Raw genomic sequence first — 13,249 nt, 5'->3', positions numbered from 1 at the left:
TTCGGAACTTCATTATATCACAACGCCTATGAAAGGTTAAGAAAATGTAAAGACAAACTATTTCCAATTTATTGGGCGCAGGAGGAAAAGTCCGAGGAATCAATGTTTCACAAAGGATCGTCCAGATGAATTGATGAAAATGTCATGAAATTTAAAGGTTTGTAAAGTTATTGTTAATATTTCATGGAGCATCTGTGATAAAATGATGAGTAGACGAAGAATGAATTTACAATGAACGTTCATAGATAACAAGATAAAAAGGAGGTCTAAACAATGCAAACAGAAGTGGTCTCTAACCTTTCTTATGTAAACGGCGACTTAGATGAATTTATCAGCTATATGAATCAGCACCATATTTCTCAGAGAAGAGGCGCCATGATTGCGACTGTCAATCCAGAGATAGGCTATGCCGTCATGAAGGATCATGCGTACCATCAAGTCGTCTCGTCTGCGGATTATGTACTGCCGGATGGTGTAGGCGTCGTATTGATGTCTCGCATGACCCAAAGTCCGCTTAAGTCGAGAATTGCCGGCTTTGATGTCTTCATGTCTATGCTTGATCTAGCAAACAAGCAGTCTAAAAGAATCTTTTTATATGGTGCAAAAAAAGAAGTGCTTGAGGCTGTGAAACAGCGAATTGATACGGAATATCCAAATGTGGTCCTTGCAGGAAGCTGTGACGGATATCAAGCCGATAAACGTTTCGTAGCGAAGCAAATCGCGCGCTCGAAACCTGATATGGTGTTCGTTGCTTTAGGTTATCCAAACCAAGAGAACTTTATTTATGAATACCGCCATTTATTCCCGCAGGCTGTTTGCATCGGTTTAGGCGGAAGCTTTGATGTATTTAGCGGAACGGTGAAGCGTGCACCACGCTGGATGATTAAGACAAATACAGAATGGCTGTACAGATTGATTGTGAATCCATGGAGATGGAAACGAATGCTGAATATTCCTAAGTACGCTTTTGCCGTCTTAAAGGAAAGCAAAGGAAAAAAACGTTACTATCCTGAGCAAGTAAAGGATCAGACGAAGCAGCTGTGAGAGACTGATAAATGATGAATATACGCTCAATGATGATTTCATGTTACGCAGCTTTTATTTCTTTCATTGGATGGCTGATGAGCGGCGTGAAACCGCGTGAAAACCAGGTGACGCTGCTTGTTTCATTCCAAGAGAATGCGGCTGCTCTCATTCATACTTATCAACAACAGGCGAACATGACAATGAAGCTCACTGTCCTCTATACGAAGCATGCTTCTGCGATAGAAAAGGACGGGCCTCATCTGTCATTTCGCTATTTTCATGAAAAAAATCCTCTCCATCTCATTCAATGTATGTATACGATGTTTAAAAGCAAGGTTGTCGTGACGGATAATTATTTTCTCATGACGAGTGTGCTCAGAAAACGGCCTTCTACCACCTGTATTCAAGTTTGGCATGCCAATGGAGCTTTGAAAAAGTTCGGGCTTGAAGATGCTTCAAATTTTGGCCGGAGCCCACGTGACATTGAACGCTTCAAACGTGTCTATGCGTCTTTCGATTACATCGTGACAGGCTCAGATCACATGCGTGAGATTTTCAAGACCTCGTTTGGGGTCAATGATGAACGCTTTTTACCAACTGGTGTACCACTGACGGATGTGTACTATGAACAGCACCAGCCTTCCTTGAAGCTGAATGATGTGCCAAAAGGGAAAAATATCCTGCTCTATGCACCGACCTATCGAGACTTTGCAATGGACGGTCTTGTCCTGCCTTTTTCAAAAGAGCAGTTGCAAACTGACCTGAATGGCGATTACATTCTGCTCGTCAAGCTTCATCCTGCGGTCAAACATTTTGCGAAAGCAGAAACAGACGGTGAATGGATATTTGATGTGTCCGATCAGCCGCTCTATCCATTGCTTTGTGCTTGTGATGTCCTGGTGACAGATTATTCGTCGATTGTGTTTGAGTATGCACTGCTCGAAAAGCCTGTCTTGTTCTTCACTTATGACTTAGACACATATCGGGAGAAACGCGGCTTAGTCGATCGGTATGAAGACATCATTCCTGGAAAGGCCTGCGCCACTCAAGACATGCTCTTGCAGGAGCTTTTGCACCTAAACGCATCAACCAATAAAGAACGAATCAAAACCTTTGCTGAGGAATGGAACCAATATTCAAAGGGACAATCAAGTCAGCAGCTCCTCTCATTTATTGAACAGCAGCTGCTCTTACACAAAAAACGTCCGGCTTCTCAATAGGAAGCACGGACGTTTTTTTATTTGTTATACACCGGGATATCGTAATACAGCGTATAGTCATCAAGCAGGTTATACAAACTATACATGCGAGTGACTTGCTTAGAAGCCCAGCCAATATCTGTTGCATATTGATGAGTCGCTGCAGCTGACCAGCGCATTTTATAAATTGTATCTTGCTTGTATGTGGCATTATTGATATAGCTGTTGCCAATGAATTTTGCTCCGCCAATAATGGCAGCCTCTGGCGTGAACCATTGTTGTTCATACGCATACTTTGCACCAAGATAGTTCGGATTGCTGTCATATGCGCCAATGCCATACATGTTATATACTTTCTTTCCATTAAACATTGTACCATTCGCTAAAATGGAACTTCCGTTACCCGTTTCAAGCAGCGCATGAGAAATAAGATAAATTTCGTTGATATGATATGTTTTTGCTGCTGTAATAAAGGCTTGTCCTTTACCTGCAAGAATCCCTTTGCCTGCTAAAATCTTTGAATTGACCTCTGCCGGATTGAGATTCGCAGTTTCAGAGAGTTTCAGGAATTGAAAATAAGATTGCGTGCCTTCTGCAATATTAGCTGGATCTACATATTTTTGCACCTCTGCTGCACTTGCATTTCTCCAGCCGAGGTTGATCCTGATCCAGTTCCCTTCTTTTCCAAGCTGTTTCACTTTTGCTCCTTTATTCAGCTGTGCCACAATGTTGCTTGCAGAGCTCGAATCAGGTGTAGAACGGACATTTAAGCCGTCCGTATTCACCGTAGATGTTGCTTGGTCTACATATGGTGCATAGACATAAGCCGCACCATCTGTCTGTGGTGATACCTTCATTTGTTTGTTGACCATCTCATTGACAGTAAGGTTGTAGTTTGTTTGCATGACCATTGGGCCATTTTTAATTTTTACGGCTGTGGCTGTCCAGCCATATTGGCTTTTCACAAAAGCAATGGCTTCATTTACAGTTGGTAACCCTGTAAATTGCTGCGTAATGTTGATTTTGTAAGCTGGTTTCGTTATTGTTGTATACGCAGCAGTTTCATTCCGTTTTTTGAAAAATGCCATGCCTTGGTCACGAAGTGCAGCTGTTGAGATGACACCTGTTTTGATCTGATATTGAGCATAATCGGCTGCACCTGTTTTTTGAGCAGCAGCCTTCATTTTTTGTTTCGTCAAATAGCTGAGTGCTTGATTCAGTTTTGTCTGATTCACTGTCGGCTCTGTCGTGATACGGTATTGCTTGACCGCTTCTGTCAGCGTTTTTGTACTGCTGGCAATGCCATTTTTCTTGATGATCTCTTGAGCCTGCTTCACTTTACTTTGTTCATATACAGGTGTTGTCTTGAGACTATACGTTTTGCTGACAGCTTGTCCCTTACTTGCCTTGATGCTGCTTGTCAGCTTCTGCGTTTTTAAGTATGCGGCACCTTTATTCACTTTCGCTTGGTCCACTGCTTGATTGACGACAAGTCGATACGTGCTGTCTGATACCTTGCCTGTTTTTTTCGTTGTGGCAGATACTTTTTTCTTTTGGAAGAAAGCCGCTGCTTTTTTCGCTTGATCATCTCCTAAAAGGTTCCCCGTCACTACTTGATATGGCTGTGTAGAAGAAATCTTTTTGGACGTGTAGCGCCATTTCTTTTTCTTGAAAAAGGCCACCGTTTTTGAGTAAGCTGTATCGTTCAATTGATTGAGCTTCACGATATAATTTTTTGTTTTTCCCACTCGCTGGACAGTACCTGCAGCACCGGTTTGCTTCTTAATCTGAGCCGCAGCTGAAGCTGCTTGTTTGTTGTCTTTGAAATAGCCTGATTCAAAGCTGTAGACATTTTTTAAGGCACCTGTCTTTTGAACCTTCCCGCTGATCTTTTCTTCTTTTTGCAGCTGAGTAAGGAGCGTCTGTGCTTTCGACTGGCTCGCTTGTGCAGCAGATGTGACGATGTAATACGGCTTACCCGTTGTCACCGTTTGAAGCACTGCTTTTAAGCCTGATTCCTTTTGAAACCCTTGCAGAATGGTATTCGCCTTACTTTGTCCAACAATACCGCTTGAAATCAGCTGATACACAGTGCCAGCTTTCGTTTCGGTTTGGTATGTACTGGTGACGCCTGCCTGCTTTTGCAGCTCGGTTTGAATATTTTTAACTTTCGTTTCAGAATCAATGGTTCCTGATATGACCTGATAAGAAGGTCTGCTTTGATTGATGACTTCATAGGAGCTATTGAGCCCTGATGTTTTTGTTAGCTCAAGTGAGAGCTTTTTCGCCTGACTTTCATCATTGACTGGGTCAGATACGACCTTTTGTAAAGGAAGGCGGTCACCTACTGGAGACACCGTACCGCTCATGCCCACTTCTTTTTTTAATGCAGCTGCACTTGCATTCGCTGCTGCTTGCGACTCATAACCTGAAGCAGTGAGCTGATAGGTCGACGTATTTCCTGAGGTTTGATAAGTGGCTGTCCACTTTTTGTCTTTCTTCAGTGTTTCCACTGCTTTTTTCACTTCTGCTTCAGTTGTAAATACTTTTGAGGTGTTCATCGTATAAATGGATTGATCGACATAGGAGGCTGCTTGCGCTTCTTTACCCGTGTGTAATGTCATACCAAAGGCAGCTGCGAGTAACATAATCTTGATGGTTTTTTTCACGTTCCCTGTCCCTCTCTTAACTTTGCATAATAGTCTACTAATCTCTTTATCGACAAAAACAAGTACTCTTTCAAGTCATTTATGCAATAGAAAAATAGAGGACCCCCTCGAAGTCCTCTTTACCTTATAAATGCGACACAATCAGTTCACAAGATCCTTCAATTGAGAAGTTTCCTGTTTCAGCCGGCAGAATAAAATGAGCGCCCTTTGGCAGTGGATATATGTTTCCGTCATGCTCTAAAGACCCTTCTCCATGAATCACACTGCATAGCAAAAACGGATAGTCCTGTGAAAGCTCTACTTTTTGATCAATTTCCCATTTATACACAGAGAAATATTCTGCTTCGACAAATGTACGAATGGTCACTCCCCGGCGTGTTTCAACTGATTCATCTGCATACCCGTCTACATGAGGAACCGTTGTGACATCAATGGCTTGCGCAAAATGAAGTTCACGTTCGTTGCCATCCTGGTCTTTTCGTTCATAATCATATACGCGATAGGTTGTATCTGAGCTTTGCTGCGTTTCAAGGACAAGCGTTCCTTCGCAAAGCGCATGAATGGTACCGCTTGGCACATAATAAAAATCACCAGGCTTAATCTTCACCCGCCGCAAAAGACCTTCCCAATCCCCGCTATTCATCATGGTTACAAGCTCAGTTCTTGTTCTTGCATTGTGCCCATAGATCATTTCTGCTCCTTCTTTGCAATCAATGATATACCAGCACTCTGTTTTTCCAAGCTCGCCATTTTCATGTCTTTCCGCATAATCATCATCTGGATGAACTTGAACGGACAAGTCTTGGTTTGCATCTAAAATTTTGGTTAACAGCGGGAAGCGGTCGCCTTCTATCCCCCCGAACAATTCTCTATGATTGTCCCAGAGTTCGATCAGCGTTTTCCCTTTATATGGACCGTCTTGCACGACACTTGGCCCGTTTGGATGAGCAGAAATTGCCCAGCATTCTCCCGTTTGATCAGAAGGAATATCATAGCCAAATTGATCCCTTAAGGCTGTACCTCCCCATATTCTCTCCTTCAATTCAGGCAGTAAAAAAATTGGTGACTGCTTCATTCAGGATGACTCCTCCCTTTGCTACCCTTTGATAATCCTTACCCAGCTTGATGAAAACTAGTAAGTCTCAACTTTTATTATGACGCTATCTAAAGAGAAGTCAATCCTTTCAGTACACCGAATGAAAACGATATCACAAAAAATGTTTTACCCTTTGACAGAGCCTGCGAGAAGCCCTTTGACAAAGTATTTTCCAAGAAGAATATAGACGAGTAGTGTCGGCAGCGCAGCCAATATCGCCCCTGCCATTTGGACGTTCCATTGCACAATTTGACTGCCTGATAGATTTTGCAAGGCAACCATCACCGGCTGATGCTCCGCAGTGGTCATCGTGACTGCAAATAAAAATTCATTCCACACATTTGTGAACTGCCAAATGGCCACCACAACAAATCCTGTGATCGAAAGCGGAAGAATCATATGTCTGAAAATCCCGATAAAACCTGCGCCATCCATTTTCGCCGATTCAATCATTTCATCTGGGATGCTCACATAGAAATTTCGGAACATGAGCGTTGTGATCGGAAGTCCGTATACGACATGGACGAGCACAAGCCCTGGAATTGAATTATACAATCCGACTTCACGCAAAAATTGAATGAGTGGGATCAGGATACTTTGATATGGAATAAACATCCCAAACAGCATCAGCGTAAAGACGACTTCTGATCCTTTGAAACGCCATTTTGATAGGACATAGCCATTCATTGCACCTAAAACAGCTGACAATAAAGTAGCAGGAATGACAAGATAAAGAGAATTCATTAAATTGGGCGCCAGCTTTTCAAACGCGATTTGATAGCTTGAAAAATCGATAGTAGATGGCAGCGACCACATTCGCTCAAGGGTGACTTCACCTAATGGCTTCAAGCTTGTGACGAGCATGACATAAACAGGCATCAGAAAAAAGAGACTGCACAAAATCAATAAAGCATAAAGGACTGGACGGACAAACCATCTGGCTGTCATGATGAAGCCCCCTTCCGGCTCGACAGGAGATATGGCACGATAAAGACCGCAACAGAGATCAGCATGACAACCGCAATGGCGGCACCGCCTGCATAATGGTTTCCTCTAAAGGTCATTTCAAACATATACACGCCTGGAACATCCGTGACAAAGTTCGCACCCGGTCCTGTCATCGAGTAAATCAAATCGAAGATCTTTAAAGAAATATGAGCCATGATGATAACGACACTTGCAGTAATCGGTTTTAAAAGAGGGAAAATGATTTTCCAGTAAATCTGCCACTCCGTTGCGCCATCCATTCTAGCAGCCTCTCTTACTTCCTCTGGAATTCCTCTTAGACCCGCCAAATACATCGCCAGAGAGAAGCCTGTCATTTGCCAAACAGCTGCAATCACAACAGCAATCATAGCCGCAGGTACACCAAACTCAATTTTCCCCCAGACAAATCCGGCCAATATGTTTGTATCCGTGTACCATTTAGGCTGGATACCGAGCGTTTTCAAAAATAAATTCACCCCAGTTGACGGGTTTAAAATCCATTGCCATACGACTCCTGTAACAACGAAGGAAAGGGCCATCGGAAAGAAGAATAAATTCCGAAAAAGAGATTCCCCCTTGATCTTCTGGTCTAGTAAAATCGCAAGTGCGAGACCAGAGGCAATGACAGCCCCAATAAAAAATAAAGTGAAAAAGACCGTGTTTCGAAGATCTGATTGAAAGCGGAAATCTTGAAACAGCATGAAATAATTGCGAAGACCCGCGAAAGAGAAATCAGGAACAAGCGTGGTCCAGTTTGATAATGACACATATCCTGTCCAGCCAATAAAACCGTAAACAAAGATGAATAATAAAACTGCTGACGGGGCTAAAAAGAGCAGCGCCAGCAGCTGATCTCCATTCCATTTTTTCCGCATACGTTTGACTTTGGGCACAGGTGTTTTTGTCATCGGCGATGTGTCTATGCGCATGAAGCTACACTCCTTTTTAAAAAAGAGGCGGTGCCTAGCCGCCGCCTCCTTCGTCTTTATTTCATTGCATCTTTTAAAGATGAAACAAACTGGCTGCTGTCTTTTTGTGTCACGAAGATATTGACGGCTTGATTCGCTTTTGTCACAAACCCTTCTTCAGCAGCTGAGCCATGAGCAAGAGACGGCGCCAGCTTTGACTCTTTAAATGCCTTCATCGCCGATTTTCCGTATTCATCATATTTTGATACATCTGCATCCACACGTGCTGGAATCGATCCTTTTAGCGGATTAAACGCATCCTGTCCTTCCACAGAACCTAAAACAGATAAGAACTTCTTCACGTTTTCTGGCTGTTTAACCCCCTTTGGCAGTCCAAATGTATCGGTGATCACCATAAAGCTTCCCTTCGTTCCAGGAGTCGCCGCGTATCCAAAGTCTTGATTCACCTTCAAATCAAGATCATTCACAAAGTATCCCTTCGCCCAGTCACCCATGACATTCATTGCCGCTTCTCCTTTTGCCACGAGCTGTGAGGCATCCTGCCAGTTACGTGAGCTGTGATCATCATTGACGTATTCAAGCATACGTCCAAAGATGTCTGCCGCTTCCTTCACTTTTGCGTCATCCATTTTCATGTCGCCAGCCCAAAGTTTTTGATAACCATCTGCCCCTAAAACACCCAGCAAAACACTTTCAAACAAATGAGTCGCTGCCCAAGGCTCCTTATCTCCAAGTGCAAGTGGTGTGATCCCTTTTTTCTTTAATGCATCTGCTGTTTTGAAAAATTCATCAAATGTCGTTGGCGGCTCTAAGCCTGCATCATCAAATACCTTCTTGTTATACCAAAGCACATTGCCCCTGTGAATGTTCACCGGCACTGAATAGATTTTCCCATCTTTGCTGACTAGATCAATCAGTGATTTTGGAAATTTGTCTTTCCAGCCTTCTTTTTCATATAAATCATCCAGCGGCTCCATTTTGCCTGCCGCGACCCAGCTCTCATTCAGCTCCGCCCCGCCATGCACTTGAAACGTAGCAGGCGGATCATTCCCCTGCATCCGGCTAGTCAGAACAGCCTTTGCATTCGTACCAGCACCACCTGCAACAGCTGCATTTTCAATTGGAATATCTTTATTCTCCTCTTCAAACAATTGAATGAGTGCCTTCAGCCCGTCTTCCTCACCTGCTCCTGTCCACCAAGAGAAAATTTCGAGCTTTTCCGCTCCGCCTTCTTTTTTTGCATCTGAGTTCGTCGATGAACTGCAGGCAGTGACGATAAGCATACAGATTGCCAGCAGCATAAATCCTAATTTGAACTTCATAATTGATCCCCCATCCCTATTTTGTAAGCGTTATCAAAATAAGTATAATGGAAGATCCTTGCTTTTTTTCAGGCAAATTTCTTCACTTTTTTATGAAATTCTTCATTTTTTTACGGCCTGATTTCGATATTCCTTCGGTGAACAACCGACCATCTTCTTAAACACACGGCTGACGTAATTAGGATCTGTATATCCTGCCTGATAGGTAATTTCTTTTAAGCTAAGCGAGCTGTCTATGAGAAGCCTTTTGATTTTATCCAGCCGGCAGGCTGTCACATACTCTTTAAATGTCAGACCAGTCTCGTCTTTAAATCGTTTTGTGAAATAGGTTGGACTTAAATCAACATAAGCGGCCGTTTGCTCAAGCGTGATCTGTTCACAATAATGCGTTTTGATGTAACGCTTTGCCCGTTCGATGTCATTTATGGTCTGGGTTCTGGCTTCATACACGTCAAATAGGTGTTCACAGCACTGGCGGCATTCAGCTGCGGTGCTGATTGTCAATATCGATAGGTCTGTACGGAGACGTGATTTGAAGAGAATCAGCAGTTCTTTTACTTGTGAAATCGTCGCCCCCTCTAATTGAAAGGCATCAAATAGAGCCAGCGCATCTTCCCTTCTCCCTTCTTCCAGCGCCTGCATCATGCTGTCTGCAAGCTCCGGCAGATGAATCAATGGACCGGGCTTCGCCTCTGTTTGGTAAAAGCCATAACGAACAACGCCGCCACTCTTTTTTCGCTGATAATAGGAAAGCTTCGCCTCTGCTGCACTTTTCTGAAGTTGAAGCGGGTTTGAGACTGGATGCCCTATGCCAACGACAGGTGAAGGCTGACCGCTTGTCATGGCAGCTCGAATGGCTTGCAGGATCTCTGCCTTTAGCTGGCCTGATCCTTGATGACTATAAATGAGGCATGTAAGTAGTTCACTCCCCATTTGAATCGGTACCGTATGAAATCGTGCTGATTTCTGTAAATGAATCATTAGCTGATCCCCGCCTGTCCCCTGAACAGCGATGATAAGACCTGCTTCATATTCGGAAAATAGTTGTTGAAACTCCATGGCGGTATAAGATTGACCGTTCATGACATGGGCTTCAAGCCACTTTGACCGCTGATCGGCCGCTGCCGCCTGCCGCTGAGACGTCTCCTGCTGAATCTCTGCTGCTACAAATCGAATGGCTGCGATGGTTTCGTCTTTGTCAGCTGGTTTGACGAGGTATTGTTTCACCCCTTCCTGCATCGCTTGCTTGGCATAATCGAATGTATCGTAGGCTGTCAGCATAATGAATTTTGTATGAGGACTAATTGCTTTGATCTGTTTGATCGCTGTCAGTCCATCCATTCCAGGCATCTGAATATCCATGAGCACAAGATGAATGGAATCAGATCGCACGCATTCAACCGCCTTCTTTCCATTTTCAGCTTCTCCTGCTATATGACACTCTGGAAGCCATTCGGTTAAGAACTTCCGCATCGCTAGTCGTTCTATTTTTTCATCATCGACAATCAGCACGTTCAGCATGCTGGTCCCTCCTTCATCGGAATAGCCAATTGTATGGTGGTGCCTTCGTTTGGCTTTGAATCAATTTGCAGGGCATCTTGTACCCCGTAAAACAAGCGCAGTCTTGACATCACATTTCGAAGACCGATTCCTGTCGAGTGGCCTTTACTCAATATGTTCGGATCTTCCTCTTCTTTTTCTGAAAGCAATCTTCTTTTCTCTTGTTCATTGATGCCCATCCCATTGTCCCGAATCCGAATCATTACATAGCCGCCTTCTTGATAGATCGAGAGCTCGACAAGTCCCTCTTCCTCCTTCGGCTCGACGCCATGAATGAAGGCATTTTCAACAAGCGGCTGTAAGGTGAGACTTGGGATATGTACAGATAAACACGATTCATCGATGGACGTTTTGCACGTAATACGATCGGAAAATCTCGTTTCTTGTATATGAAAATATTCTTTCACCACTTTCACTTCTTGTTCCAATGTAACGGATGTACTGAGAGCAGACAGCGAATACCGCATCAGCGTGGAAACAGATTGAATCAACCTCGATGTGGCTTCCGCTGATTCTAAGTAAGCCATACGTGAAACGATGTTTAATGTGTTAAATAAAAAATGCGGATTCATTTGATTTTGCAGCGTTTTTAGCTTCATGTCTTTGATTTTTTGATCCAATGCTGCCTTTTGTTTTATCTCTTCAATCATCATTTTCATCTCTTGCCGCATTCGCTGAAAGGCTTCATTTAAAACAGAGATTTCATCCTTTGAGGTAACATGCAAATTCACTCCATCAAAATTTCCTTCTGATACTTCTTTTACGCTTCGGGACAGATGAACGATTGGTCTTGATATCCCGCCAGCAATCATGTACGCCATCCATAAGGCGACCCCGATTGATAATGTAAACAGGCACAAGGTAAAGAGCGCATAGGTTTGATGCCTTTTTTGAAGAGATTGATAGAGCACCTGATACTCAGATAATTCATCATCAAGCAGGGTCATCGTCTGCTCTTGTATATAGGAGGAGACAGTTCTCACTTCCTTCACACTTGCAGCATATTCTTCGATTTTCCCTTCTTTCACATGTGTCATGGTCGCATCACTTTCATTGATGAGCGTCCGCATCATATATTGATATTTTTCAATTGAAGGAATCGCCGCATGAAGCCCGGCATCCTTTCGCAGCGCTTGATCGTAGGATTTCATTTTCTGTTTTGACGTAAGATATTCTTTGGCAAACTGCCGATCCTTTTCAATGGCATAGGCATTGACCTTTTCATACATCGTTTTCGCCTCTGTTGATATATCATTGAGCAGGAGAAAAGAGCGGAAGCTCCTACTATATTCTGATGTGATTTTTGAACTGCTCCAGTAGACAAAAAAAGCGGCTACGTTGCCAAGGAGCACAAGGATTAAAAATGCCAATAACAGCTTACTTCGAATCTTTCTCATGGCTGCATTCCCTGCTTTCTGTCTGTCTGCTGAAGAGGCAGATCCCCGCGCCGGATCACACTCGTTCCCGTGTACTGGAGCGGTTCTTCTTTTTCACCTTGCTGCAAACGAACAAGCGATTCAACCGCTTGATAGCCCATTTCATAAGGATGCTGCACGACCACGGCATCAATTGTTCCATCATCAAGCGCCTGAATCGTATCAGGCAATGTGTCAAATGCAAGCACATAAAAATCAGTGGATGATCGATACTGTGCGATTGCTTGAATGATGCCTGCACCATCTAATGCACTTGTGCCATAAAATGCGGTGAGCTTCGCATGATCGTTTAATAGTTTATAAGCGGCACCTGAGGCACCTGACTTCGTAATGGCTGATTCTTCTATTCCAGCAATATGAATGCGTTTTTCAGCAGAGACGGCATCTCGAAAACCCTTGACGCGCAGCTTTTGATGAATGGCATCAAGCCTGCCTGTGACAATTCCTACATACTGTTCACCTTTTGTATCTGCGATGAGTGCCTGCCCTGCGATAAAGCCTGAATAGTAATTGTCCGTTCCTACATACACTTGACGCTTGCTCCCTTCTGCATCCGTATCGACGGTGACGACATCAATGCCTTTTTCCCTCGCCTTCTGAAAAAGCGGTTTGTATTTTTTCGCATCAAGTCCCTGCGTCATAATGCCATCAACATGCCCAGCGATCGCCATATCAATGGTTTTCAGATGATCGTCTACATCCGCTTGCTTTGGACCCAAATATTCTAGATATACGTGATGAACGTCTGCCGCATCAGCTGCTCCCTTTTGTACAAGCTGCCAGTATTCGTTATCAAGTTCCTCCGGTACAAGAACAAAATGATATTGATACGTTGACGCCGCTTTATCAGAAGCGCTTTCAATTTTAAATAAATCTTGACCTAATAACGTTAAAAAGATGACAGATACCATACAAAATGTGAGAAATGCGCCCATTCCAATCCACTTAGATAATTTCACTGCATCCTCCTCCTTTCCACTATTTCCGCATAAAAAAAGAGCTGCTTATAAGCATACTCTCTCGAC

At 43.5% G+C, this 13,249-nt stretch carries 10 protein-coding genes; 2 read left to right on the top strand and 8 right to left on the bottom strand.

The features are described 5' to 3' along the window. The first annotated feature begins 273 nt into the window (after positions 1-273). Positions 274-1,044, top strand: coding sequence for a WecB/TagA/CpsF family glycosyltransferase (locus NSS92_RS16785; protein WP_024426277.1), 771 nt, complete (start codon positions 274-276; stop codon positions 1,042-1,044). Between the two features lie 11 nt (positions 1,045-1,055). Beyond that, entirely contained in the window at positions 1,056-2,246 is a 1,191-nt protein-coding gene (locus NSS92_RS16780; RefSeq protein ID WP_340869409.1) for a CDP-glycerol glycerophosphotransferase family protein, read from the top strand. 17 nt (positions 2,247-2,263) lie between these two features. Here the strand turns inward: NSS92_RS16780 and NSS92_RS16775 are convergent, their stop codons facing one another. From NSS92_RS16775 to NSS92_RS16740, 8 genes are all read right to left on the bottom strand, one after another. Beyond that, complete coding sequence (locus NSS92_RS16775) at positions 2,264-4,894, bottom strand: N-acetylglucosaminidase (RefSeq protein ID WP_340869407.1); 2,631 nt, start codon at positions 4,892-4,894, stop codon at positions 2,264-2,266. A 124-nt stretch (positions 4,895-5,018) separates the two neighbouring features. Further along, entirely contained in the window at positions 5,019-5,969 is a 951-nt protein-coding gene (gene manA / locus NSS92_RS16770) for a mannose-6-phosphate isomerase, class I (RefSeq protein ID WP_267586771.1), read from the bottom strand. A gap of 147 nt (positions 5,970-6,116) precedes the next feature. After that, entirely contained in the window at positions 6,117-6,938 is an 822-nt protein-coding gene (locus tag NSS92_RS16765) for a carbohydrate ABC transporter permease (RefSeq protein WP_024426281.1), read from the bottom strand. Further along, entirely contained in the window at positions 6,935-7,906 is a 972-nt protein-coding gene (locus NSS92_RS16760) for a carbohydrate ABC transporter permease (protein WP_340869402.1), read from the bottom strand. Before NSS92_RS16760 ends, NSS92_RS16765 begins: the two co-directional genes overlap by 4 nt. A 56-nt stretch (positions 7,907-7,962) precedes the next feature. Then, entirely contained in the window at positions 7,963-9,228 is a 1,266-nt protein-coding gene (locus NSS92_RS16755) for an ABC transporter substrate-binding protein (RefSeq protein WP_267586773.1), read from the bottom strand. A 102-nt stretch (positions 9,229-9,330) separates the two neighbouring features. After that, positions 9,331-10,749 carry a response regulator gene (locus tag NSS92_RS16750; RefSeq protein ID WP_340869399.1) on the bottom strand — a complete coding sequence of 473 codons (1,419 nt, stop codon included), beginning with the start codon at positions 10,747-10,749 and terminating at the stop codon, positions 9,331-9,333. Further along, positions 10,743-12,185 (bottom strand): sensor histidine kinase, encoded by a 1,443-nt coding sequence (locus NSS92_RS16745; RefSeq protein ID WP_340869397.1) that lies wholly within the window; start codon positions 12,183-12,185, stop codon positions 10,743-10,745. Before NSS92_RS16745 ends, NSS92_RS16750 begins: the two co-directional genes overlap by 7 nt. Beyond that, complete coding sequence (locus tag NSS92_RS16740) at positions 12,182-13,183, bottom strand: sugar-binding protein (protein ID WP_340869394.1); 1,002 nt, start codon at positions 13,181-13,183, stop codon at positions 12,182-12,184. The genes NSS92_RS16745 and NSS92_RS16740 overlap by 4 nt, the downstream gene beginning before the upstream one ends. Between the last annotated feature and the right edge of the window lie 66 nt (positions 13,184-13,249).

The organism is Bacillus sp. FSL M8-0166, assembly GCF_038008825.1.
Classification (GTDB): domain Bacteria; phylum Bacillota; class Bacilli; order Bacillales; family Bacillaceae; genus Bacillus; species Bacillus safensis.
Note: the sequence above shows the minus strand (reverse complement) of the source record. Positions and strands in the feature narration are given on the sequence as shown.

Bases quoted from the DNA above. Each gene is read 5' to 3' on its own strand.
- NSS92_RS16755 (WP_267586773.1), bottom strand. From the start codon at position 9,228: ATGAAGTTCAAATTAGGATTTATGCTGCTGGCAATCTGTATGCTTATC.
- NSS92_RS16785 (WP_024426277.1), top strand. From the start codon at position 274: ATGCAAACAGAAGTGGTCTCTAACCTTTCTTATGTAAACGGCGACTTA.
- NSS92_RS16780 (WP_340869409.1), top strand. From the start codon at position 1,056: ATGATGAATATACGCTCAATGATGATTTCATGTTACGCAGCTTTTATT.
- NSS92_RS16745 (WP_340869397.1), bottom strand. From the start codon at position 12,185: ATGAGAAAGATTCGAAGTAAGCTGTTATTGGCATTTTTAATCCTTGTG.
- NSS92_RS16750 (WP_340869399.1), bottom strand. From the start codon at position 10,749: ATGCTGAACGTGCTGATTGTCGATGATGAAAAAATAGAACGACTAGCG.
- manA (WP_267586771.1), bottom strand. From the start codon at position 5,969: ATGAAGCAGTCACCAATTTTTTTACTGCCTGAATTGAAGGAGAGAATA.
- NSS92_RS16765 (WP_024426281.1), bottom strand. From the start codon at position 6,938: ATGACAGCCAGATGGTTTGTCCGTCCAGTCCTTTATGCTTTATTGATT.
- NSS92_RS16760 (WP_340869402.1), bottom strand. From the start codon at position 7,906: ATGCGCATAGACACATCGCCGATGACAAAAACACCTGTGCCCAAAGTC.